Annotated in this window: 20 protein-coding genes and 3 pseudogenes; 11 read left to right on the top strand and 12 right to left on the bottom strand. The window is 66.8% G+C overall.

The genetic code is table 11. The features are described from left to right. Positions 1-13: 13 nt before the first annotated feature. Positions 14-700, top strand: coding sequence for a hypothetical protein (locus MLGJGCBP_RS40405; RefSeq protein WP_160102965.1), 687 nt, complete (start codon positions 14-16; stop codon positions 698-700). Positions 701-741: 41 nt separating this feature from the next. Here the strand turns inward: MLGJGCBP_RS40405 and MLGJGCBP_RS40400 are convergent, their stop codons facing one another. Next, a complete protein-coding gene (locus MLGJGCBP_RS40400; RefSeq protein WP_160102963.1) occupies positions 742-1,644 on the bottom strand; it encodes a 3-oxoacyl-ACP synthase in 903 nt (300 codons plus the stop codon). After that, complete coding sequence (locus tag MLGJGCBP_RS40395) at positions 1,628-2,731, bottom strand: 3-oxoacyl-ACP synthase III family protein (RefSeq protein ID WP_160102961.1); 1,104 nt, start codon at positions 2,729-2,731, stop codon at positions 1,628-1,630. Before MLGJGCBP_RS40395 ends, MLGJGCBP_RS40400 begins: the two co-directional genes overlap by 17 nt. 196 nt (positions 2,732-2,927) lie before the next feature. Here MLGJGCBP_RS40395 and MLGJGCBP_RS40390 point away from each other — a divergent pair, with 196 nt between their 5' ends. Continuing rightward, positions 2,928-3,491 carry a CBS domain-containing protein gene (locus MLGJGCBP_RS40390; RefSeq protein ID WP_160102959.1) on the top strand — a complete coding sequence of 188 codons (564 nt, stop codon included), beginning with the start codon at positions 2,928-2,930 and terminating at the stop codon, positions 3,489-3,491. On the opposite strand, the gene MLGJGCBP_RS40385 is transcribed toward MLGJGCBP_RS40390, so the two are convergent. Further along, positions 3,482-4,894: a wax ester/triacylglycerol synthase domain-containing protein gene (locus MLGJGCBP_RS40385; protein WP_442972145.1), complete on the bottom strand. Its 1,413-nt coding sequence runs from the start codon at positions 4,892-4,894 to the stop codon at positions 3,482-3,484. The two genes, MLGJGCBP_RS40390 and MLGJGCBP_RS40385, sit on opposite strands and share 10 nt — an antisense overlap. Positions 4,895-5,087: 193 nt before the next feature. Here MLGJGCBP_RS40385 and MLGJGCBP_RS40380 point away from each other — a divergent pair, with 193 nt between their 5' ends. Further along, positions 5,088-5,345, top strand: coding sequence for a hypothetical protein (locus MLGJGCBP_RS40380; protein WP_160102957.1), 258 nt, complete (start codon positions 5,088-5,090; stop codon positions 5,343-5,345). A gap of 166 nt (positions 5,346-5,511) precedes the next feature. Here MLGJGCBP_RS40380 and MLGJGCBP_RS40375 read toward each other — a convergent pair whose 3' ends face one another. Beyond that, positions 5,512-5,778, bottom strand: a complete 267-nt coding sequence (locus tag MLGJGCBP_RS40375; RefSeq protein ID WP_160102955.1) for an SHOCT domain-containing protein — start codon at positions 5,776-5,778, stop codon at positions 5,512-5,514. A gap of 237 nt (positions 5,779-6,015) precedes the next feature. Between MLGJGCBP_RS40375 and MLGJGCBP_RS40370 the strand changes: the two are divergent. The 3 genes and pseudogenes from MLGJGCBP_RS40370 to MLGJGCBP_RS40365 form a co-directional block, all read left to right on the top strand. Further along, a pseudogene (locus MLGJGCBP_RS40370) lies at positions 6,016-6,621 on the top strand (universal stress protein); the annotation flags it as partial. Then, complete coding sequence (locus tag MLGJGCBP_RS53890) at positions 6,506-6,913, top strand: universal stress protein (RefSeq protein ID WP_328799671.1); 408 nt, start codon at positions 6,506-6,508, stop codon at positions 6,911-6,913. The pseudogene MLGJGCBP_RS40370 and the gene MLGJGCBP_RS53890, both read left to right, overlap by 116 nt. A 177-nt stretch (positions 6,914-7,090) precedes the next feature. Then, positions 7,091-7,606 (top strand): annotated as a pseudogene (locus MLGJGCBP_RS40365) (esterase); the annotation flags it as partial. Between the two features lie 70 nt (positions 7,607-7,676). Here the strand turns inward: MLGJGCBP_RS40365 and MLGJGCBP_RS40360 are convergent. Continuing rightward, complete coding sequence (locus MLGJGCBP_RS40360) at positions 7,677-8,573, bottom strand: universal stress protein (RefSeq protein ID WP_160102953.1); 897 nt, start codon at positions 8,571-8,573, stop codon at positions 7,677-7,679. Between the two features lie 112 nt (positions 8,574-8,685). Continuing rightward, positions 8,686-8,877, bottom strand: coding sequence for a DUF1918 domain-containing protein (locus MLGJGCBP_RS40355; RefSeq protein WP_201453332.1), 192 nt, complete (start codon positions 8,875-8,877; stop codon positions 8,686-8,688). Between the two features lie 223 nt (positions 8,878-9,100). Here MLGJGCBP_RS40355 and MLGJGCBP_RS40350 point away from each other — a divergent pair, with 223 nt between their 5' ends. The 4 genes from MLGJGCBP_RS40350 (at position 9,101) to MLGJGCBP_RS40335 (ending at position 11,030) form a co-directional block, all read left to right on the top strand. Then, positions 9,101-9,310, top strand: a complete 210-nt coding sequence (locus tag MLGJGCBP_RS40350) for a hypothetical protein (RefSeq protein ID WP_160102951.1) — start codon at positions 9,101-9,103, stop codon at positions 9,308-9,310. Between the two features lie 78 nt (positions 9,311-9,388). Further along, positions 9,389-9,907, top strand: a complete 519-nt coding sequence (locus tag MLGJGCBP_RS40345; RefSeq protein ID WP_160102949.1) for a flavodoxin family protein — start codon at positions 9,389-9,391, stop codon at positions 9,905-9,907. A 136-nt stretch (positions 9,908-10,043) separates the two neighbouring features. Continuing rightward, the gene (locus tag MLGJGCBP_RS52445; protein ID WP_236581659.1) at positions 10,044-10,211 is read left to right on the top strand and encodes a hypothetical protein; all 168 of its coding nucleotides are present in this window, start codon (positions 10,044-10,046) and stop codon (positions 10,209-10,211) included. Between the two features lie 216 nt (positions 10,212-10,427). After that, complete coding sequence (locus MLGJGCBP_RS40335) at positions 10,428-11,030, top strand: Rv1733c family protein (protein ID WP_160102947.1); 603 nt, start codon at positions 10,428-10,430, stop codon at positions 11,028-11,030. Between the two features lie 220 nt (positions 11,031-11,250). Here MLGJGCBP_RS40335 and MLGJGCBP_RS40330 read toward each other — a convergent pair whose 3' ends face one another. The 6 genes and pseudogenes from MLGJGCBP_RS40330 to MLGJGCBP_RS40305 form a co-directional block, all read right to left on the bottom strand. Further along, positions 11,251-13,296 carry an erythromycin esterase family protein gene (locus tag MLGJGCBP_RS40330; RefSeq protein ID WP_160102945.1) on the bottom strand — a complete coding sequence of 682 codons (2,046 nt, stop codon included), beginning with the start codon at positions 13,294-13,296 and terminating at the stop codon, positions 11,251-11,253. 169 nt (positions 13,297-13,465) lie between these two features. Next, the gene (locus MLGJGCBP_RS40325; RefSeq protein ID WP_160102943.1) at positions 13,466-13,771 is read right to left on the bottom strand and encodes a DUF4193 domain-containing protein; all 306 of its coding nucleotides are present in this window, start codon (positions 13,769-13,771) and stop codon (positions 13,466-13,468) included. 201 nt (positions 13,772-13,972) lie between these two features. After that, a pseudogene (locus MLGJGCBP_RS40320) lies at positions 13,973-16,875 on the bottom strand (sulfatase-like hydrolase/transferase). A gap of 202 nt (positions 16,876-17,077) precedes the next feature. After that, entirely contained in the window at positions 17,078-17,686 is a 609-nt protein-coding gene (locus tag MLGJGCBP_RS40315) for a hypothetical protein (RefSeq protein ID WP_236581658.1), read from the bottom strand. 113 nt (positions 17,687-17,799) lie between these two features. Then, complete coding sequence (locus tag MLGJGCBP_RS40310) at positions 17,800-18,330, bottom strand: flavodoxin domain-containing protein (RefSeq protein ID WP_160102941.1); 531 nt, start codon at positions 18,328-18,330, stop codon at positions 17,800-17,802. A gap of 11 nt (positions 18,331-18,341) precedes the next feature. After that, positions 18,342-19,781 carry a DUF4389 domain-containing protein gene (locus MLGJGCBP_RS40305; RefSeq protein WP_160102939.1) on the bottom strand — a complete coding sequence of 480 codons (1,440 nt, stop codon included), beginning with the start codon at positions 19,779-19,781 and terminating at the stop codon, positions 18,342-18,344. A gap of 237 nt (positions 19,782-20,018) precedes the next feature. Here MLGJGCBP_RS40305 and otsB point away from each other — a divergent pair. Next, positions 20,019-22,366, top strand: a 2,348-nt coding sequence (gene otsB / locus MLGJGCBP_RS40300; protein WP_236581657.1) for a trehalose-phosphatase, incomplete at its 3' end; no start/stop codon positions are given.

The raw sequence follows: 22,366 nt of genomic DNA, 5'->3' as shown, positions 1-22,366 counted from the left end.
GAGGATGAAAGCTATGACGACGACACCGACCGGGCACGCTCCCGCGCTGCGGCGGGCCGCGGCAACAACCGGGCAGGCCATCGCCGGCGCCGCCCTCATCGGCGTCCATGTGGCCCTGACGAAACCGCTGCGGCGGTGGCGGACCACCTGGGGTGCCACCGCAGCGGAGGCCGCAGCCACGCTCCCCGGCGACGAACTGGTCCCGGCGGCGCGCTGGGGATACACCCACGCCGTCACCATCGAGGCGCCGCCGGATCAGGTGTGGCCCTGGATCGTCCAACTCGGGCAAGGGCGGGGCGGCTTCTACAGCTACGACGGGCTCGAGAACCTCATCGGCTGTCGGGTACGCAACACCGACACGGTCCTGCCCGACTACCAGATCCTGGCCGTCGGCGACGAGGTGTGGCTGCACCCGAAGGCTCCCCCGCTGACCGTTGCGATGGTCACGGCGAACCGTAACCTGGTCCTGCACGGACATGACCCGCAGACCACCGACGCGGCGATCTGGGCATTCCACCTGCACCCCGTCGGTGACCATCAGACCCGGCTCGTGGAGAGAGGGCGCGGCAGCTACGGGACCGGCCTCGCCAGTCGTCTCGCGTTCGGTCCCACCCTCATGGAGCCCGTCAGCTTCGTCATGAGCCGGAAGATGCCCCTGACGATCCGCCGCCTCGCCGGTCCGGTACCCGAACACAGCTGACCGGGCGTTCTCCCCCGGTCAGCTCGCGGATGTTTGTCGCGCTAGCTCGGGGCGGGTGTTCCGGGTGCCGGGGGTTCCTCGTAGAGTGCGGCACCGGCCGTGACCCCGGCACCGGCGGCGACGATCAACTTCCGCGTCCCCGCCGGCACGTGGTGGTCACCACCGTCCAGTCCGGCCACCAGGGCAGCGGTGTGCATGCGGTGATCCGCAGCGATCGTGATGCGCGATTCGGGCAACTCCAGTCGTTGCGCGAGTTCGGCACGGAACTGCGGTCGCGCCGGTGCCGCCGCGATGCGATCGATGTCCCCCAGTTGCAGGGATGCGTGTTTCAGGCACGCGGTGACGGCGGAGGCTGCCGCCGCTGCGTAGCGCGCGTCCATCCATTCGGACTGATCGACGCGCAGCACGTTCCGGTCGTCGAGGTGCCCGACGGTCGCGCGGAACGCACCGCCGAGGTCGTCGTCGGCGTTCGTCCAGTGAACGCGGCCCAGGCCGTACCGGCGGTCCGTCCAGCTGCACAGCACGGCCCCGCCCGTGGCGGAGAACGGGAAGTCCTCGCTCATCCCGTGGCCCGGGTCGGCGTCGCTGGCGACGACGAGCGCGTACCGAATGGTGCGCGAGCGGAGGAAGCCGTCCACAATCTGCAATCCGGTCAGCACTCCGCAGGTGCCGTTTGCGACGTCGAACGAGAACGTCCCGTGGGCGTCGGTGTGTGGGTCCTCCGGATGCGCGCCGATGTCTTCCTGAATCATCGCGCCGAGCGCCGGTTCGCCGAGATTGCGGTCCCGATAGATGCCCGCGTTGACGAGGAGGTCGAGATCGTCGGGGCTTCGACCGGCTCGGTCGAGGCAGGTTGTCGCGGCGTTCACCGCAAGGCGGAGCGCGCTGTGCCGAGAGCGCCATCCACCGTGCGCGACGTCGACCCGTTCAATGATCGTTCCCATAGCCGGCCACCAATTGTTCGTCTACTTGTACCAGGACAATGCCGATTTCGAGACCCGATGCCAGCGAGATCATGGCAACGGTCTCTCCCGGCCGGATACGACCGGCCTCGAGCTCCTCGACCAATGCCACAGTATGGGTTGTCGAGGCGGTATTCCCGTACCGGTCCACCGTGATGACTGCATCGTGGCGGGGTGCGTCGCCGAAGGACTCCGTCAACTTGGCCATTCCTTTCCGGATCGCACGTGCGGAGGTCTGGTGCGTGATTACGTGGTCGATGTCGTGAACCGCCAGGCCGACGGTCTCGAGGACTTCGTGCAGCAACAAGGGCGTGTCGGCGATCGCGGCCTTCTGGATGGCGCGCGAATCGGTGAACATGCGCGCACCGGGATCGTCGCCCTTCGGATACGCGGTGCACAGTCGGCTGTAGTCGGCCACTGTCGTGAACCCGGCGAGCCGGATACCTCCAGATCCGGCCGGGGCCCGTTCCAGAACGAGCGCGGCGCCCGCGTCGCCGAGCGTCAACGACGCCAGCTCCCTGCTCATGATGTTGTGGATGTGCTGCGCGGCATTTTGTCCGAGCTGGGAGATGTACTCGCCACTGACGATCAGGGCGCGTTCGATGACGCCCTGCCGAATCCAGTTGTTCGCGACCGTCACCCCGGTGAGCATTCCGGCGCAGGCATTCGCGAGGTCGAAGGTCATCGCGGTGACGGCACCGATGGCGTGTGCAACCGCACCACTCATCGTCGGTTCGAGCCACTGGGTCAGTCCTCCCCGGAATTTCGTGATACTGCAACTGATCACGACGTCGATCGACGCCGCGGTATGCCCGGACCGGCGGAGCGCGTCCTGGGCTGCGGCGGTGGCCAGGGTGTAGGAATCCTCGTCGCCCACCGAGACCCGGCGCTCGCGGATGCCGGTCAACCGTTCCAGGTCGATGTGCGTCGTGTGTCGTGTCCTCGCCATCAACTCGTCGGTGGTGAGCCGCGTCGACGGCAAATGCCGGCCCGCGCCCGCCACTCGCGTGCGATACGGCGCCCGGGCGCCGTCGTCCTCGGTCTCCATGACCAACCAGTGCTTGACCATCGAACGTGCCTCCTCCGTCCACCCACCATCTCGCAGACACGGGGCAGCTGACAGAGCACTTCGGCCCCTGTCCGGGCCCCACCTCCCGCCCCTTCGGTGGGGCGCATCGGGGTTGATGAAGACCAGAAGGGGCCCAATGGCCCTTTCCTCGAACACGTCCGACGATGAGGCTGGATTTCGAGGGAAGGAGTCCGCCATGCATGCGCGACACATCATGAGCAGCCCGGTTACCACCGTCACTGCGACGACGCCGATCGACGAATGCCTCCGGATCGTCGAGAAATCCGGATATACGGTCCTACCCGTGGTCGACGAGGAACACCATCTGGTCGGGATCGTCTCCGAAGGCGACCTCCTCCGCGAGAAGTTCCGTACCTTGCCCCGGCCGGGCGCGGATATCACAGAAACGATGACCAGTCCGGTGATCGCGATGACTCCGGACACCGACGTCAGCAGTCTCGCGTCCGCGATGCTGCGTTCGGGACTGCGCGGCATCCCGATCGTCCACGACCGCGACGTCATCGGAATCGTCACGCGGCGAGACCTTCTCGGACTTCTGACGATGGACGACACACACATCGCGCACGAAGTGCAGCACCGCCTCGACGTGTACGCCGGATCACCGCGGTGGACGGTTACGGTGACAGACGGCGAAGTCGCGATCGCGGGGATACGCGGCGACGACCCGGAACGTGGGGTTGTCGAGGCCCTCGCCGAGATGGTGCCCGGCGTTGCCGAGGTTCAATTCGTTCAGGCGTGAGTCGCCGCGACGTCCTGCGCGTCCGGGCACAGTGCGAGCACGTCCCGGAATCCGTCTGCGAGGCATGCTGTCAGGGCATCGAGATCGGGGACGGCGTCGGTGTCGGCGTCGATCCCGATGCAGCATTGCGATGTGTAGGACATCAGCGTCACGTTGAACGCCGATCCCAGTGTGGGGCTGAACGCGTAGTATCGGAGGACTTCCGATCCGGCGATGAACAGTGGTATCGGCGAGCCCACCACGTTCGAGGCGACGAAGTCGACATGTTTGAGCATGTTGCCCAGGGTGGATGCCGGAAGCAGATTCAGGGCACCGGCAATTGTGGGCGACAGCGCCACCGCGGGTTCGTTGCGCCATCCGTCGACGGTGGCGTGAACGCTGCGGATGAGTTCGGCGGGATCACCGATGTCGGTGGGTAGTCCGAACCGGGCGAGCGTGATGTGGTTGCCTCCCGGCGAATCGTCGGCGGTCCGGAGACTGATGGGCAGTGTCAGGCGCAGCTGGGGGACGTCGACGCCGTGGAGACGGTGGTACCGTGCCATTCCCCGCAGCACCGATGCCAGAAATGCATCGTTGATCGAGCCCTCGCCGAGGGCGGCGGCTCGGCCCAGCGCTTCCACCGGGACGTCCAGGACGGCGAAGCGTCGCCGGGTGCTGCGCTTGGTCATCACCGGGGAGAGAGTGGTGACCACCGGGCGTGTGAAGCGCGTAATCGATCCCAGGACGGTGGCGGTGTTGCGCAGCGCGCCGGCTGGGTGCCGTGCCAGCTCCGCGCTGTGCCGGGCTACTGCTGTCGACGCCCGTCGCGCAAAGTTGGTTGCTGTGTCCCGGTACCAGGCGAGACCGCTCCGGGCCCCGGGCTCGGCCTCCTGTGGCTGCGCCGTCGGGGCAGGCTCTGCGCGGGTGGTGCCCTCGCGGGTGAAATCGACTATTTCCCGCGCGATTTGCATGCCGCCGACGCCGTCGGTCAGGGAATGGTGCACTTTCATGACCAGGGCGGCCTGCCCCGAGTCGAGGCCGCTGAGCACCGTGAATTCCCACAACGGGCGATCCTTGTCGAAGGCTGTCATGCCCGTGGTCCGGGCGAAGTCGAGGACGGCGTCCCAGCCTCCCGGGGCCGGCACCGTGAACCGGCGGAGATGCCAGCTGAGGTCGAAGTCGGGGTCGGTCACCCAGTAGGGCGGGGCCGGACTCATCGGGTCGGTGACGACCTTGTGCCGGAAGATCGGAATGTGTTGGGTTCCGCGATTCATCATGTCGACGAACCGCGTCCAGTCCGGGCTCCGATCGAGGAGTGCCACGGCGACGATCGTCGAGCGCAGGATCGGGTCCTGCTCCATCCGCCATGACATGTAGTCCGTCTGCGTCATGTACCGGTGGCGTACCGCGCTCATCCTGATCACCTCGCTGCCGGCGACCGGATGCCTCGGAGGGAAACACATGCGGTCGGGCACTTCTCGACTCGGGTCTCGCTTCACGCTCGAGTATTTCGGAGAGTTTGGGGCTGCTCCAGTGCCGAAATACTCTTTCCCGCCTGCCGCAGGCGACGGACGCTGAGTGGCGACCGAATGTGCCCATCCGGGGGAAGGAGCAACCATGTACCAGATCCATTCCGAGGTGCCGAGACTCCGATGGCCGTGGGTCGTTGCCTCGGCGCTGGTCGGGGTGGTCGCGCTCACCCAGCTCTCCCCGTTCGAGCTGCTCGGCGTGTCGTCCGCTCTGGTATTGATCGGGTTGATCGCCTTCCGCACCGAGCATGGGCGAGATATCGCGGCCTGGACGACATCGGTGGGTGTCGGCCTGATGATCCCCGCCGTGCCGATGGCCGTCCTGCGGGGAGTCAACTCGTTCTGACTCCCCGAGATACCCGCGGTCCGCACATCACATCGGCATCATGTTCATGGGCGGCAGTATGCCCATGAAGTGCAGCCACATCATGAACTGGTGCATCATCTGCATCGCATCCATCGTGGTCACCTCCTTCCACTGCGGCAGTCCCCGGCGTCATCGCGGTCCGGGGTCATGGCGGTCCGTGCGTCCTCAACGTGGTGAGGCGTTCCCGGTACTCGGTGTCGTCGATTTCTCCTCGCGCGAAGCGTTCCGCCAGAAGCTTTTCGGCTCCGTGGAGCGCGGACGGTGTGTGCCCCGGCGGCGTCGACGCGTTGCGCCCGACGTAGTGGACGAGTACGCCGACGCCGAGTGCGAGCAATCCCCAGAACAGCGCCATCCCAACGAACATCAGTACATACCCCCAACCCCAACCCCAGCCGGGTTCGTAGTCGTACATCACGGCGAGGCCTCCTACTCCTCGGTGGCGGCCGCTTTCGCTCGGTCGGCGGGTCGGCGGCTCCCGTGCCTCCAGTGTCCCGCTCTGTCGAACCCGGGCACAGAGCCTTTCGGCTCCTGCCCAGGTCACCTTGCAAGACCTCCGCCGGCAGCGAAGGGACGTTCGGCCCTACGTGAATTGTGGGCGCGGCCGGATTCTGGAGAAGTCATCGACCGTGAAGCGACTGAGGAGATCCTGATGCGCGCAGACGCCCCCGTCATAGTGGGTGTCGACGGCTCTGCCGCCGCTCTCGACGCTGCTCGGGGGGCCGCCCGGGAGGCAGTGCTCCGGTCGGTCCCGCTCTTGCTCGCTTCCGCGATCGTTGTCCGACCCGGCACCTTCGGCGACGCGGTCAACTTGGCCGCCGGCGCCTACACGGACCTCGAGTTCGTGGGGCGACGGCACCTGGGGGCTGCCGCGGAATGGGCGGCGAAGACGGCGGGAGCAGCGTCCCTGACGGTGCATCGCACATTGCGGGAGGGTTCTGCGGCCGCTGTGTTGCTCGAGCTGGCGACGACGGCGCGGATGGTCGTGGTGGGATCTCGCGGACTCGGCAAGTTCACCGGTGGGCTTGTCGGCTCGGTAAGCATGGCGTTGGCCACCCACGCGCCGTGCCCGGTCGTGGTGGTCCGCGGGATGCCCGATTCCGACGACGCGGTTCTCGACGGCCCGGTTGTCGTGGGGGTCGATGGCTCGGCGCGGAGCGAGCCTGCGATCGGGGCGGCGTTCGAGGAGGCACGGCTGCGGAACACGGACCTGGTGGCGGTGCACGCGTGGAGCGACTTCGACATCGCCACGGTATTCACGGTGGACCGCAACGACCACGATCTCGGGTGGCCCGCGGTCGCCACCGCGGAGGAGGCGGTGCTGTCCGAGAGTCTGGCCGGGAGGGCCGATCCGTACCCGGGATGTGGCGGTGCGGAAGGTCGTGATCTGGGATCGGCCTGTGCATCACCTCGTCGAACAGTCGCGGCACGCGCAGCTCGTGGTGACCGGGAGCAGAGGACGCGGCGGGTTCACTGCGCTGATGCTCGGTTCCACCAGCCGGGCTCTGCTTCGCGCCTCGCATTGCCCGCTGATGATCGTCCGGAGCTGACAATTCACTCGTGCGCTGTGCCGAATTGGAATGGTTCGGAGGCGTCCGACGATGTATAGACAACTCGACGAGGACGCAGGAGGCGACCTCCGAATGCACGGAAGAGCACGTCATGCCCACGCCCACGAAGTCCTGAACCAGAGCGGATCCGACCACGTCGCTTCCCGCCGGGAGTACCTGGTCCGCACCGCGGTCGCCGAGCCGCTCGCCCTCCGCGAGTTCTGGTTCCCGGTCCCCGATCAGGAGCGTCGCCACATCGCGAAACTCTTTCCGCGCATTAATCCTTTCGGAATCCCCTGGGGTGTGACGTCCTTCGCCCTGTCCCGAACGCCCGGGTTGAAGAACCTGGCCGCCGCAGGCATGCCGGAAGGCTTCGACGAACTCGTCCACAACCCGGCGATCCACGACCACCTGATGCCCGGCTGGAACTGGGTGTTCAATGCTCGGGCACCGGCGCGCGTGTGTGCGGCGATCGCCAACCACGGCATGGTGGACGGCATCCGATTCCTGAGCAAGGAAACGGTCGCGCAGATCGGTGAAGGTCTCGGTGGCTCCGGTGCATTCGCCGACCCTGACACCGGCCGGTCAGTGGCATTCGTGACCAATCGGATGGGCAACACCCTCACCCCGCTGGCCGGCCTACGACTTGCCGAACTGGGTGCAACGGCCGAATCGATCGCGCGCCGACTGTAAGCCGCAGCGCGATCCACGTCTGTACAGCTCCGCGTGTGTGCACCCTGAGGAATACCGCAGCACAGGCCGCTCACGTGTCGGTGCGGCAAATCATCACTGGGCACATCGCGTGATGCAGGAGATTCTGGCTGGTCGATCCCATCAGGGAGCCGGCGAACCGATTGTGGCCGTGGCTTCCGACGACGACCAGTTGGGCATCATCGGCGTATTCGAGAAGAAGCTCTGCGGGATTCTGCTCCTCGATGATCGTTGTCAGCTGCAGGTCGGGATACTTCTCTCGCCACCCGGCCAGACTCTCTGCCACCAGGACGGCCTGTTCCTCCGCCACGATCTTCCAATTCACCTGCTCCTCCGCCGGCCGCCGACCCACGATGTCACCGGCACCCCAGCCGTGCACTGCCAGGACCGGAACCTCGAACAATGTCGCGAACTCGACCGCGGACTCGACGGCCTGTGCACTGAGGTCACTGCCGTCGACACCGACGATGACGGGACTGTGGTCCGGCACCGGGGATCGACTCTGCGACCGGAAGACCGTGACGGGGCAATGCGCGTGGTTGATCACTCGCATGACTGTCGAACCGGTGACGAGCGACTTCATCGTGCCGGCACCGGTGGCGCCGGCCACCACTAACTCCGCATGTTCGCTCATTGCGACGAGGGCCTGTCCTGCAGGCCCGGGATGGGTGCTGCGCGACAACCGGATATCCCGGAATTCCTGCCGCACTCGGCGCTCGACCCGATCAAGGATCTCTTCCGCGGATCGTTCTACCTCCGCATCGAATTCGTCCTGAAACAGCAGTGCCGCCTCGCTGAAGTGATATCCGGGGGTTGGCAGCGAGTGCGCCAGATGCAGAGGCGCGTTTTTCCGCTGGGCTACCGCCGCAGCCCACACCGCAGCCCGCAACGCCCGTTCCGAGCCGTCGACACCCACGACGATGGCTTGCCTGTTGGCGAGAGTGCTCACGGTCTATTCCTTCTCCGGATAACACGTGTCAGGCTCGGCGGGCATGGGGCTGTCGGGCGATCGCCTGCTGAAGTTCGGCGATGCGGGTCCGCTCGTGACTGTCCGACTTCAGCTAGTCGGCGGCCGTCACCACATGCGCGTCGGGTCCCGGAAAGACCAGCGCCTCATGGTCGTTGCGCAACCACCTGACACGATACGGCGGCCCGCCGTCGGCCTGACGGACCTCGACAATCTGTCCGACCTCGTCCGGCGTGTCGACGATCGTGCCCTTCACCACCAGCCAATCCCCCGGTTCTGCATGCATTCCGATCTCCGTCCGCCACAACCCACATGGTCGATTGGTGCGTAGCGGGTTCGATTGTCGGTGGCGGGGGTGGCGGCGGGGAAGAGGCTTTCGGCACCTGTGGGCACCCGCAGCGGCCGGGAGCCTACGAGCGGTGGTGGCCGAGAAGTGACGGTCGGCCCTAGTCGGGGGCCGGACCGTGCGGGTTCGATGGCATAAGAACACCTCTCCGGTTGGAATCGCCATGAAGCCAGCACCCAGAGAACGCCGACTGCCTGCAGCGGCACCGCCGGCCCCCGCGGCCCGGCGTATCCCGCCGTCGAATGCAGGAGGCGGCCAGCAGCGCGTTCCGGTGCCCGAACCCGACGTTGTGACGTGGCCCGATCCGAGTCCGTTGGCCAACTGGTGGGCGCGCGTCGTGTTCGACGCCGATCACGATCAACGCGTGTCGTGACTGTCCTCCCGTCGGAGGACGGCACCTGCGGTCGGGTCCACTCGCCCCGACCGGCGCTCGTTACAGGAGGAAGAGATCATGAGCACACTAGTCGTCTATGAGTCGATGTTCGGAAACACCCGTCACGTCGCCGAAGCGATCGCCCGTGGCGTGGCCACCATCGGTGCGGTGAAAACTGTTCCGGTGTCGAAGGCACGTGAGGAGGACGTGTCCGCGTACGACCTTTTGATCGTCGGCGGTCCGACGCACGTACACGGGATGAGCCGGGAGTCGACGCGCCGCGGCGCCGAAGCGACCGCGCGCAAGCCCGACAGCACGGTCACGCTCGAGCCGGATGCCACCAGTGAAGGTATTCGAGAATGGCTCTCGTCGCTTCCGCCCTCACATGGCAGGGCCGTCGCGTTCGACACCCGCGCGGATGCACCCCCCTTGTTGACCGGAAGGGCATCGAAAGGTATCGAGAAGAAGCTTCGCCACCTGGGGTTCGATCTCGTCGCGGAGTCGGAGAGTTTCCTCGTCGACAAGGAGTCGCACCTCGAGGACGACGAAGCGGCGCGGGCCGAGCAATGGGGGCGAGTGCTCGCGCAGCATCAGTGATCCGACCTCGTGTTCGGTGCATGCCCGCGGTCGCACGCCGACTTCAGCCAGAGCCAAGCCACCTCGGAGGACCCTCCCATGGCGAATCAATGAACTCACCTTCCACGGAGCCGCGAAGACGGTAGCCGGTTCGTGCATGGAATTTACGTTCGAGGACCGGCGCATTCTGGTGGACTGCGGTCTGTTCCAGGGATCACGCAGCCTCGAGACGCTGAACTACGGGGCTTTCGCCTTCGCGCCGGACACCGTTGACCCAGTCGTCCTCACCCACGCCCGGGCCGAGATTCTCCTGTGTCGATCGTGATCTGTTCCACCTCCGACCTGACACCGCGCGGTAGGTGCGAATGGCGCGCAGAACCGGTACATCGGCGCTTGTCGATAAGGAACATTCGTGTCCTGCGACCTGTCGGCAGATGTGACGTAAGTCCCCGAGTGTCGCCCGGGGTTGCTCACCTCTGGCCCTATGGCCGGCGGAATCCGGGTACGAGACTGGCAGGTGAGGCGACTTGGGGAGGCCGTGATGAACGAGAGTGACGCATCATTCACCCGCTGGTGGCGTCTGGGCCCGTGGAACTGTAACTCACTCACGCGGAGCGGTGACCGAGTCGAATCCACCGTCGTTCTGGTAATGGTGATGTTCGTCCTCCTTCTGGTTCCTTTCGCCTGCGCCTTCGGCACCGCGACGTACACCCGTCTCACCGACGAAGCGCGCATCGCCCGGCAGACGGAGCAGCAGGTATCCGCCGTGTTGCTGGCCAATCCCCTCCCACCGATGGGAGACGTGCCAGTTCGTGGACCGGTCGGCCCAGACCGTGCACCGGCGCACTGGTCGGTGAACGGCACGGAGCACACCGGCGACGTGGCGACCGGCATCGGGGACAAGGCCGGGCAGACGGTCACCATCTGGGTCGACTCGCACGGCAACTACATGACAACACCGAACACCGGCACCGAAAACGGTTTCGAAGCAGTTGTCGCAGCGCTCGCCTTCTGGTCCCTGGGGACTGTCATAAACGGCGTACTCCTGGTCGGAGTCCACTCGCTGATAACGAAACATCATCTAGCGCAGTGGCAAAGGGAATGGAGCAGCCTCGGACAGGCACCCGGATCGCCGGTTCGATGATCCCCTCGATCGGCCACTCAGCGTGTTCTTGCAGGCCAACTCAACGAGGCGGGATCGAACGCAGTGCCGATCGAGCGCGCGACGGCGACGTCCGCAAGGCCTCGGTGGGTAACAAGGTCGAGATCGAAGTGGGCAACGGCACCTTGATAACGGGGTGCGTGGCCCCACCCTTGCTCGACAACGACCGCGAGCATTCTCGCGCGCGGCAGCGGTCGAGTGGTCAGAGGGCGAACGGGTAGGTCTCGGGCCGCTCACCATCCACCCAGAGGCTCGAGTATTCGAGGGGTTCGAGGGCGTGGGTGGTGTCGATATGGATCACCGCATCGAACTGGTCGGCCAGCCGCGCGTGGACGTAGTGGCTCTGCCTCTCGGTGTCGGGTCGGTAGATCACCCCGATTGCCCGCCCCAGTCTGGCAGTCCGCAAGGTGTCGGCGACCGGCCCGTCCTGCATCCGGACGAGGAATGACTCCTTTCCCACCTCGTGGAAGAGTTCTTCGACGCTGCTCGGTAGCGCGGCTCGCACCGTCTTGCGTTCGGCGGGACCATTCCATTCGCCGGCGGCGGTGACGCTTCCCGAGTACGTGGTGAAGCCGATGAGGCGGCAGATCTGCGGGTAGCGTTCGCGGACCAATTGGCCGACGGTCAACTCACCGTGTGCGCCGACCTCGGTGGCACGGGCGTCACCGACGTGCGAATTGTGGGCCCACACCACGACACGGGCGGGGGTGTCCGCCCGTCGGTCGAGGTGCGCGATCAGGGCGTCGAGGGTGTCGGCCATGTGGCGGTCACGCAGATTCCACGATGCGACCCGTCCTCGGAACATCGTGCGGTAGTACTCCTCGGCGTTGCGCACGCTCCACGCGTTGCGTTCGGCGTAGAACAGGTGGTCCTCTGCGTCCGTGCCGTCGTCGAGAAGATGGTCGATCGTGTGGCGTTGCAGGTCGATCAGTTGCTCGACCACCTGCCTCTCGCAGGATTCGCCGGCGCCGAAGGCTGCGGCGTAGCCGTATGCTTGGCCGTCTTCCCCGGCGGCGTGGTCGAAGCAGCAGTAGCGCGTTCGCGCGCGGCGGGCCGCCTCCGGATCGACGCGGTCGAGGTAGTCGATCACCTCTCGGATGGACCGATGCAGGCTGTAGAGGTCGAGTCCGTAGAACCCCGCTTGACGGGCACGGTCCGGGCCGCAGCTGTCGTTGTGTTGGCGCAACCAGGCGACGAAGTCGAGGACGGTGGTGTTGCGCCACATCCACGCCGGGAAACGCTCGAATCCCCGCAGCGCTTCCTCGGCCGAAGTGTCGGGACCCTGTCCGCGCACATAGCGATTGACGCGGTAGGCGTCCGGCCAGTCAGCCTCCGCCGCGACGGCCGTGAATCCCTTTTCCTCGATCAGGATTCGTGTCATTTCGGCACGGGCCGCATAGAACTCCTGAGTCCCGTGTGAGCTCTCTCCGATGAGCACCACACGGGCGTCACCGACGATGTCGAGGACGTCCGCTCGGGAGGGAATGCCACCCGGTGCACCTCTGCAGGCGAGTCGCACGACCCCTGCCGCAGAGGCGAACTCGAGGATCCGCGCTTCGTGCCGACCGCGGCCGATGGTCGGCGTGGTCAGGAGATCACGGACCTCGTCGTCTGTCACCTGGCGGAAGTTCCAGAACGAGGCGCCGACCGCCCGGAACGGGAAGGGCATCGTCGCGCACACCACATCGTCGACCATCGCCCCGAGTTCGCGGCACGTCGATTCCGGTGCGGCGGGGACCGCGACGACGATCTGAGCGGGCTCCTGCTGTCGTAGGGCGGCGATCGCCGCGAACATGCTGGCCCCGGTGGCCAGACCGTCATCGACGAGAATCACGACCTTGCCGGCGACGTCGGGCGGCGGCCGATTGTCTCGGTATTCCGCTTCCCGCCGAATCAGCTCGCGACCCTCGCGGTCGACGACCTCACGCAGTTGGCGCGGGGTGATGGCGAGGTCGCGAAGCAGGTCGTCGTTGAGGACGATCGCGCCACCGCCTGCGAGTGCGCCCATCGCGAACTCTTCGCGTCCGGGCACTCCGAGTTTGCGGACGACGAAGGTGTCGAGCGGCGCATCCAGCGCCGCGGCTACCTCCCACGCAACGGGAACGCCGCCGCGGGCGAGGCCGAGCACGACGACCCGAGGATCCGTCCGGTAGGCCTCGAGCAACTCGCCCAGGACACGGCCTGCCTCCCGACGATCCTGGAAGACGTGTTCCGGTCTGTCCGCGGAGGTTTTCGTGGAGTTGCTCATGGAATAGGCCCTCCCTCAGGCATATCCGACCGACGCTTCCTTTTCGATCCTGCCGCGTGCCACCCGACGGCGACAGGGCCGAATGGCACCAAGGGCTACCCCTTTCGCGACCTCGGCACCGGGACGTCATCGAGCGACGCCGGATTTACGGCGATCCGTCCGGGCCGGCTCAGGTTGCGCAGTCTCGGCAGAACTTCATGCCGTCCTTGGTGGCGGCTAGGCGTGAGCGGTGGTACACAAGGAAGCAGCCGGAGCACACGAATTCATCTACCTGCTTCGGCACAACGCGCACGTTCAGCTCCCCCTCACCCGACAGGTCCGCCCCGGGTAGTTCGAACACCTCCTCCTCGGCGTCGACGTCCTCGTCGATCACCGAGGACGGTTGGTGCCGGCGGCCGGCCAACTTCTCGACAGAGTCAGCGGTTTCGTCATCCTCGATGTCGGCGCGCCGTGGTGCGTCGTAATCGGTGACCATGACAACCTCCGTATCCCCGCCACGAAGCGGGCTTTCGGTTGGTGTCGATGCTAGGAGCCGCCAGTGCGTACCGGCAGTGTCCTTTGGTCACCTGATGCAGGGCACTTCCGCACCTCGTGAGGCCCCAGCCGGTGCGCGGCCGCGGAGCAGACGCGTCGTGCGGTCCCAATCATCGCACCCGTCCATTTCGTTCCGCCGCGGTCACCCCGACGCCCCGCGTCCGACTGCCTGCACCGCGTCGTGTGCGTGGAGGGCCTTCTCCGCGTCGTGGTGAACCGGTTGGAGGTCGAACACCACCTCCTTCACGGTCCCGGTGAATGCGTACGGGGCTTTGTTCTCGTAGTCGAGGTCGACGACGAGACCGTTGTCGCGGCCGATGTCCATGCCGGCGTACGACGAGAAGGCCACCGGCACCGTGCGGGGCATGTCGCCCTCACCGATGACCTCGTTGTCGGCCCACAAGGTCACATGACCGCTGGTGCCGGGCTTCGGCTCGTCGGCGTCGAACTGCATCTTCACCGTGATCTCGCCGGTCGGGATCGGGGTCTCGGATACCTGTTTGTAGGTCTCCACGCCGAGGAAGGAGTAGGTGTGGTGCAGTTTGCCGGTGTCGTCGACCCAGAGCGCGAATCCGCCGATGAAGTCGGCGTTGGCGGCGATGACGCCCTCGGCGCCGCCGTCGGGCACTGTCAGGTGCGCCTCGATCGAGTAGGAGCGGCCGAGGATGCGGGGCATCATGCCACGCTGAATATTTTGGACATCACCTTTGAAGGTGAAACGGGTCGTCGTCGGCATCGGCGGGAGGAGACCGAAGAAGATCGACATCCCGCCGAGTAGTGGCAGGGCCCGGTTGCGTTCGGCCTCGCGCCACCACAGCGCCCTGAGGTCCTCGAGTTTCTGGGGATGGTCACCGGCAATGTTCTTCGCCTGGGAGAAGTCCCCGGGGAGGTAGTACAGCTCCCAGAGGTCGTTGTCCGGGTTGTAGACGCCCGGGGCGAATCGCTGGATGGTCTCCGGTGAGAAGTCCCAGGGCGCCTTGTCCAGTCGGGTGCATGCCCACCAGCCGTCGTGGTAGATGGCGCGGGACCCGAACATCTCGAAGTACTGCACGGTGTGCCGTTCCGCGGCGTCGCCGTCGGTACAGGTGTAGAGGAAACTGGTTCCGTCCATCGGCTCCTGATCGATGCCGTCGACCACACCGGGCTCGGGCAGCCCCACGGCCTCGAGGACGGTGGGGGCGATGTCGATGCAGTGGGTGAACTGCCCGCGGATCTTGCTGTCGGGCGTGATCCGTTTCGGCCACGCCAGAACCATCGGGTCGCGGTCCCCGCCGAGGTGGCTGGCCATCTGCTTGCCCCACTGGAACGGGTGTTGTTGGCATGCGCCCAGGCAGCCGCGAAGTGTGGAGCGGTGTGATCGCTGCCGAGCGCGTCGATCCCGCCGTATTCCTCGATCAGCTTCAGTTGGTGTTCGGCATCGAGCACCACCCCGTTGAGGAAGGTCATTTCATTGAACGAGCCGGTGACGGTGCCTTCCATGCTGGCTCCGTTGTCACCCCAGATGTAGAGGATGAGCGTGTTGTCGAGGTCGCCCAGGTCCTCCACCGCGTCGAGGAGACGGCCGACGTTCCAGTCCGCGTTCTCCGAATATCCCGCGAAGACCTCCATCTGCCGGGCATACAGCTTCTTCTGCGCCTCGGACAACGAATCCCACGCGGGGAATAGATCAGGTCGGTCGGTCAGTTCGGTGTCTTCGGGGACGATGCCAAGGTTCTTCTGTCGCGCGAGGGTCTGATCGCGGTAGACGTCCCAGCCCTCGTCGAACTTCCCCGCGTATCGGTCCGCCCATTCCCGGGGCACGTGGTGCGGTGCGTGGCTGCACCCGGTGGAGTAGTACATCATCCACGGCTTCTTCGGGTCCTGCGCCCGGACGGCGTGCAACCACTCGACGGCCTTGTCGGTGAGGTCGTCGGGGAAGTAGTAGGCCTCGCCGTCCTCACCTTCGGGGACGCCGCGAACCGAGTTGTCCTGGGTGATGATCGGGTCGTATTGGCCGGCGGCGCCGCTGAGGAATCCCCACCAGTGGTCGAAGCCCCACCCCTGCGGCCAGTGGTCGAACGGGCCAGCGGCCCCCTGCACGTTGTCGGGAGTGAGGTGCCACTTTCCGAAACCACCAGTGACGTAACCATTCTCACGCAGAATTCGAGGCAGTGCCGTGCAGCTTCTCGGACGCGCAGCTGTGTAGCCGGGAAACGGGCCGGGATATTCGGCGATCGATCCGAAGCCGACGCGGTGGTGGTTGCGTCCGGTGAGCAGCGCGGCGCGGGTGGGTGAGCAGACGGCGGTGACGTGAAAACTGTTGTAGGTGAGACCTTTTTGTTGGACCCGGGTCAGGGTGGGGGTATGTATTGCGCCGCCGAAGGTGTCCGGTCCACCGAACCCGGCGTCGTCGATCAGCACGATCAGCACGTTCGGGGCGCCGTCGGGGGCCTGGGGTCCGGGCACGATCGTCCAGTCCTCGACCGACTGATCGAGTGTTCGGCCGATCGTCCCGCCGAATGTGCGATCCGGGATCGGCAGCCGCGTCCGGTCCGGCTCGAACTTGCCCATCGCCTCGGCCAATGCCGATTCGAGGTCTCGCAGGCTCGCTCCGTCGACTTCCACCACCGACTTCATCGGCGCTCCAGCGAGTACCCGCTCCACCGGGAGCCGGCTCGACACCGGCAGCACGGCGATCACCACACACGTGCCCGCGGTCAGCGCTTCGCCGATCTTGTCCTCCAGTCCGCTCTTGATCCGGTGGTCGGTGAACTTTCCGACCAGCGCGCCGGCTCCCGCGCCCACCGCGACCGCGGCAAGCATCGGCGGCGCGAACAGGCCGACCGCGAGACCGACGGCGGCACCCCAGCCGGCGCCTTTTCGGCCCGCATGGTCACCGGTGTCGACCAGGGTGGCGTTGCCCTCGGCGTCCTTGGCCACCAGCACCGCGCCGCGAAGCGCGATCGTCCGTTCGCGCACCTGATCGGCGAGGGCGTCGAAGTCGAGGTGACCGCGGCCGAGATCCTGGTATCCGGCCACGAGAACCAGCGTGGTGTCGTCACTCATGGGCTTCTCCGCATCGGATGTGTCGTCCCTCGGAACGGGGACGGACTCTCTTCTCGATGCTCGTCGGTGCCCCTGCGGGCGACAAGGAGGAGAAGGTCCTCGACTTCGGGACCACCGGTTGGTTCCACCGTCTGTGAGCTCAGCCGGTGGGACCTCACCGCAGCCGAGGTCGGTGCGCGACCGCAGCCTCGGTGCGGCGGGTTCACATCGGGCGGGTCGGCGCACTCGATCGGGCGTGCGCGGGCACGATGTCGTCGTCACCGGGCAGAAATCGTCCGGTGACGACGCCCAGCGCGGTTCCGGCGACCAGACCGGTGACGGTTCCCAGCGCGGCCACCGACGGTGTCGACCAGGTGCTCTCGGGTGTGGTCGCACCCAGGAAGATCACGGCCATCGTGGGAGGCCAGCCCAGGGTGTTGCCGAGCACCCACCGTGCGGGTCGCCGGACCAGGCGACGAAGTGTCGTCGCCTGCGCGGCACCGAGGATCGCACCCATGACCGCCCCGAGGGCGAGGGCACCGGCCAGCACGAGGGGCAGCGCCGGTTCCGGCGCCCCGTCGTCGGGGGTGAGCACGCCGGGAACGGACGCCACCGCCCATCCCAGTCCGGCGACCGCCGTGGTGACCCACAGCCACCGACGCGCGTTCAACTGCGGAAGTCGGCGCCGTAGTCCGCTCGCCTGCAGGGCGCCCAGGGCACCGCCCTCGACGAGTCCGCCCGCCACCAGCACCGCCAACGCCAGTGTCGTGGCCTGCCGATCGTCGCCGAGTACATGCTGGGCGAGTTTCGCGGCGAGAGCGGCGGCTGTCATGCCGATCGCTTCCGCGCCGGCGCACAGGACGATCCATCGACCGGGTGACAGCCCGCGGACCTCCCCTTGCGATCGGTGGTCGGGATTGGACGGCGCGGGCCCGGTGCGGGTCATCATCTGTCCCGCACGACATCGGCGCGGATGGCGGCGACCCAGTTGTCGATGTCGTTCCAGTCGCGGGCGTCACCGTAGCGCCCGCCCATCACCCGGAACACGATCCGGCCGAATCCCGGCCAGTCGCCGGGAGCGATCGCCCCGGCGAAGGACCGGTGGTCCCGCACGTCCGCCGTCGACCGAAGAATCTGCACCGCGCGAGGTTCCGGGGTGACCCGGCGCAGGTACCGCGCCAGCCGCGGCGACAGGATGGTGCTGGTCGCTCCGACCGACGACACCGAGTACGCCCATAGTGCCCGGCCGGTCAGGGCGGGGCCGAGGCGTTCGATCCAGGCTGTGGCCTCGGTGAGCCATTGTCCGTTGTGGATCGCGCTGCCGACGACGAGCGTCTCGTACTCGCGTATCGAGGTCACGTCCGCGAGGGGGCGGAGGTCCACGACCTCACCCGCGCGATCGAGCCTCGTGGCGATATGTTCGGCGATTCCACGAGTGGATCCCTTCGCGGTCGCGTGCCCGACCAGTATCGGCATGGTGTCCTCTCTCACGGTTGATTACCGGCCCGGCTCTGGTCCCGGGGCAGGATGGGCTGAGGCGGCTCCTGGGGGCCTTGATCGAGACGGAAGGGCGGATACTCGTCCCGCAACAATGCCGCGTAGACGATGACCCGATATGCCCAGCGGTTGATCCCTATCACGAGGTCGAACAGCGGCCTGGGGTACCGCCCCGTGAAGAGCAGCGCGATGGCTGCGACCAGCACGAGAAGGCTCAGCAGCGAACCGAGCACCCAGGGACCGCTCACGGTACCGTCGTCGGTGGCCGCATTCCCGAACCACCACCCGCCGACGAGGATCGCGAGGACCAGATAGTGCGGGATGGCGAGGAGCCACCACTTCACGAGCACCAGAGGCCGCGAGAGGTGTTCGGGATACTCGACATCGAAGTCCGCAGGATAGTCGGTGCGCTGCAACGTGAACGGCGGATACCGGTCCGTGCCGAGCGCGGAGTACGTGTAGAACTGCACACGCCACAGCCAGCGCAGTACCCCCACATTGAAATCGAACAAGCCACGCGGGTACCGACCGGTGCAGAGAATGGTCACCCCAGCGACGAGCGTCGCCACGAGGAATCCGGCACCCAGGAAGAACAATACGAGGAAATGCGGCAGGGCCAGGAGCCATTTGATCAACCACAACCAGCGGGAGAGCGGTTCGTCGAGGTCACCGCTCAGGCGCGCAGGGTGGGGCGCACTCGGCGGTCCCGGCGGGGGCACCCTCCCACTAGTGCCCACAGGGTGCGGCGGTGGGCCGTTGCTGCCCAGTCCGATCGCTCCAGTGACGACCAGTGCGATTCCGGCGCCGAGTAACACCACCGCACCGATGAGCACGCCCAGCGCAAGCGGGCCGAGGAAATTCCACCGGGCGCCCGCCTGCACGTCGACCGAGATCCCGGGACTGCCGTCGGCATTCATCACGACGACGGTCCAGGAGCCGGGCTGCAGATCCCATCGCACCTCCTGGGTGCCTGCCCCCGCGGCGGCTACCGACCAAAACGATTGCGCGGACGGGGGTTCAGGAATCCGGTCGCCGGAAATCTCGCGGTAGCTCGGCCGGAACGGACCGAACTCGACGGCAGTCACCTGGGTGTGCGCGACGCCGGCGAGGTAGTTGTCGACGGCGTCGTCGGGGCCGATGCCGACGAAGATCGGGCGATCGGGCTCGTCCGAGGTGACCCGCAACAGCACCCGGCCGACGTTCTCGGTGCTGAGACCACGTGGCATCTCACCGTCGTCGAGCAGGTCGATTCGCTCCGACACGAGGGCGTTCGCCGACGACCGAAACCTCTCCGCAGCCGAGGCCAGGTGTCCGTTGTCGTTCTGTTCGACGTAGGCCCACCCCAGGAACACCGCGGCGCAGAGGAGGGCGAACCCGGCCAGAGCGCACACGCAGCCGAGAACGAGCGCGACGGTCCTGCCGGGTTTCACGGATCATCCCTTCGGGTCTCGGTTGCCGACTTCAGTGTGCGGCGTGATCGGGTGATCTCGTGAGAGCCTTTGGTCACCACCGGTGACCGGGTTCCCGGTCGGTGTGTTCGAGGACCGTGGACCCTAGTGCGGGCGTCGAGAGTGGAGTCGAATCGAGGGGTACTGTCCGCTCGATGTCGGAGGCGCCGTGACCGATTTACCGTTCGCCCCGCCGCGCGTGTGATGGAGACTGAGACCGTGCCCCGACCGCTGATCGATCTGCGCCACCACGGCGCCGTCGTCTTCGATCTCGACGTGGTGGTCGACACGGCGGCGGCGAGAACCGCAGCATGCACCGAGGTTCTCGACGCCTTCCTGTCCCGCCGCGCAGGCGACGGCGGTGTGGACCACAGCCCGTTCCGAGACCGTGACTATCACCGATTCTTCGAGGGACGCACGACCGCGGCGGGCATCACCGACTTCCTGACAGCGCGCGGGATATCCCTGCCGCAGGGAATGCGCGGCGCGGCGGCGGACGAACAAACCGTCGCCGGACTGTGCGCACGCGTAGGACAACACTTCCGGGCGCGCATCACGCGCGACGGTGTGCCGTGCGTCGAATCGACGGTGGCACTGGTGCGCCGATTGCGGGGTCTGGGGGTCGCGACTGCGGTGTTCTCGGCGGGCGGCGACGTGAAGGACGTGCTCGCCGCCGCGGGAATCGATGAACTGTTTCCGGCCGGGATCGACGAAACCGCTCCGCGCGACGCCGCGGCCCGGCTCGGCGCCCCCCTGACGAGTGCGGTGGCGGTCACCGGCTGCGAGGACGCCGTCCTCGACGCCGGCCGAGCCGGGTTCGCCCTGGTGATCGCCGTCGGCCGATCAGAACGTGCGGCCGTGTTGCGGAGCCGGGGCGCCGACGTGGTGGTCGAGGACCCGTCCGAGGTCGAGCTCCGCGCCGGCGATCGCCGGCTCTCCGAAATCCCCGACGCGGTGACGTCCCGTCACGAGCTCACCGCACTCCTGCGCGTACGCAGACCAGCGATCTTTCTCGACTTCGACGGCACACTGGCCGAGATCGTGCCCGATCCGGCCGCCGCGGTCCTCGTCGAGGGAATGGCCTCCGCACTGTCCCGATTGGCCGCCGAATGCCCCGTCGCCGTGATCAGCGGACGTGACCTCGCCGATGTCCGGGAGCGGGTCGGCATACTGGGGATCTGGTACGCGGGAAGCCACGGTTTCGAACTCGCCGGGCCCGCAGGCCAGAAATACGAGAATCCCGGCGCACTCGCCGCCGTTCCCGTCCTCGACAGGGTGACCCCGGTCCTGGTGGAGCGTCTGCAGCACATTCCGGGTGTACTCGTCGAACGCAAGCGGTTCACCGTCGCGGTCCACTACCGGAATGTGCCGCCCGAGCACGTCGACGAGGTCGCGGCGGTGGTGTACGACGTCGGAGGCCGGGAAGAGGCGCTCCGGGTCACCGGTGGTCGGAAGGTGATCGAACTGCGCCCCGACGTCGAGTGGGACAAGGGCCGGGCACTGCAGTGGATACTCGAGCACGTCGTCGATGCCGGGCCAGCCCTTCCGATGTACATCGGCGACGACCTGACGGACGAGGACGCGTTCGACGCGGTGTCGGCCGAGGGGGTGGGCATTGTGGTCCGCAGCTGCGAGGCCGAAGATCGGCGATCCGCGGCGCAGTTCGCGGTGAACGCCCCGACACAGGTTCGGGAACTGCTCGAGCGGCTGGCGGACGTGCTCGACCGCGACCCCGCTGCCGCATCCCGGGCGGGGGGATGGATTCTCTTCTTCGACAGCTACTCCCCCGCAACCGAGAAACTTCGGGAGGCGATTTGCACGGTGGGTAACGGATTCTTCGCCACCCGCGGCTGTGCACCCGAAGCCGTGGCCGGGCCCGGCCACTATCCGGGCACCTACGTGGCGGGCGTCTACAACCGTTTGAGTGAGGAGCATTCCGGCACGGCCCTGATGAACGAGAGCCTGGTGAATGTGCCGAACTGGCTGACGACGACGTTCCGCGTCGACGGCGGGCCGTGGTTCGATGTCGATGCAGTCGAGTTGCTCGACTACCGCCAGTACCTCAACCTCCGTCGTGCGGTGCTCACCCGCAGGTTGCGGTACCGCGATCGGGACGGGCGGACGACGTCGGTCGTCCAACGCCGTTTCGTCGCAATGCATCTCCCCCATGTCTGTGCGCTCCAGACGACGATTGTGGCCGAAGACTGGTCCGGGACGGTCGAATTCCGTTCGGCTCTCGACGGTTCGGTGCGAAATACCCTCGTCGATCGGTATCGCGATCTCGCCAGTGACCATCTCGAACGAGTGCATACCGCCGAGCTGCCGCCCGACTCGGTTCTGCTGACCATGCAGACGAATCGGTCCCGCATTCCGGTGGCGATGGCGGCACGGACCACGGTGTGGTCCGACGGTACACCCCGCAAGAGCCACTACCGGTTCTTCGACAGCGGCGGGAGTACAGGTCACGACATCACCGTCGATATCGAGACCGGACGCGCAGTCACACTGGAGAAGACGGTGACGCTGTTCACCGGGCGCGACCACGCGGTCGCGGACCCCGGCGACGA

It is taken from the genome of Rhodococcus sp. T7 (genome assembly GCF_009872365.1).
In the GTDB taxonomy this organism is placed as follows: domain Bacteria; phylum Actinomycetota; class Actinomycetes; order Mycobacteriales; family Mycobacteriaceae; genus Rhodococcus_F.
Note: the sequence above shows the minus strand (reverse complement) of the source record. Positions and strands in the feature narration are given on the sequence as shown.

What these genes read in the sequence shown, in the direction of transcription:
- MLGJGCBP_RS52445 (WP_236581659.1), top strand. Translation starts at nt 10,044, where the DNA reads ATGGAATTTACGTTCGAGGACCGGCGCATTCTGGTGGACTGCGGTCTG.
- MLGJGCBP_RS53890 (WP_328799671.1), top strand. Translation starts at nt 6,506, where the DNA reads ATGGCTCGGCGCGGAGCGAGCCTGCGATCGGGGCGGCGTTCGAGGAGG.
- MLGJGCBP_RS40335 (WP_160102947.1), top strand. Translation starts at nt 10,428, where the DNA reads ATGAACGAGAGTGACGCATCATTCACCCGCTGGTGGCGTCTGGGCCCG.
- MLGJGCBP_RS40355 (WP_201453332.1), bottom strand. Translation starts at nt 8,877, where the DNA reads ATGCATGCAGAACCGGGGGATTGGCTGGTGGTGAAGGGCACGATCGTC.
- MLGJGCBP_RS40330 (WP_160102945.1), bottom strand. Translation starts at nt 13,296, where the DNA reads ATGAGCAACTCCACGAAAACCTCCGCGGACAGACCGGAACACGTCTTC.
- MLGJGCBP_RS40310 (WP_160102941.1), bottom strand. Translation starts at nt 18,330, where the DNA reads ATGCCGATACTGGTCGGGCACGCGACCGCGAAGGGATCCACTCGTGGA.
- MLGJGCBP_RS40390 (WP_160102959.1), top strand. Translation starts at nt 2,928, where the DNA reads ATGCATGCGCGACACATCATGAGCAGCCCGGTTACCACCGTCACTGCG.
- MLGJGCBP_RS40405 (WP_160102965.1), top strand. Translation starts at nt 14, where the DNA reads ATGACGACGACACCGACCGGGCACGCTCCCGCGCTGCGGCGGGCCGCG.
- MLGJGCBP_RS40345 (WP_160102949.1), top strand. Translation starts at nt 9,389, where the DNA reads ATGAGCACACTAGTCGTCTATGAGTCGATGTTCGGAAACACCCGTCAC.
- MLGJGCBP_RS40325 (WP_160102943.1), bottom strand. Translation starts at nt 13,771, where the DNA reads ATGGTCACCGATTACGACGCACCACGGCGCGCCGACATCGAGGATGAC.
- MLGJGCBP_RS40375 (WP_160102955.1), bottom strand. Translation starts at nt 5,778, where the DNA reads ATGTACGACTACGAACCCGGCTGGGGTTGGGGTTGGGGGTATGTACTG.
- MLGJGCBP_RS40395 (WP_160102961.1), bottom strand. Translation starts at nt 2,731, where the DNA reads ATGGTCAAGCACTGGTTGGTCATGGAGACCGAGGACGACGGCGCCCGG.
- MLGJGCBP_RS40400 (WP_160102963.1), bottom strand. Translation starts at nt 1,644, where the DNA reads ATGGGAACGATCATTGAACGGGTCGACGTCGCGCACGGTGGATGGCGC.
- MLGJGCBP_RS40350 (WP_160102951.1), top strand. Translation starts at nt 9,101, where the DNA reads ATGAAGCCAGCACCCAGAGAACGCCGACTGCCTGCAGCGGCACCGCCG.
- MLGJGCBP_RS40380 (WP_160102957.1), top strand. Translation starts at nt 5,088, where the DNA reads ATGTACCAGATCCATTCCGAGGTGCCGAGACTCCGATGGCCGTGGGTC.
- MLGJGCBP_RS40315 (WP_236581658.1), bottom strand. Translation starts at nt 17,686, where the DNA reads ATGACAGCCGCCGCTCTCGCCGCGAAACTCGCCCAGCATGTACTCGGC.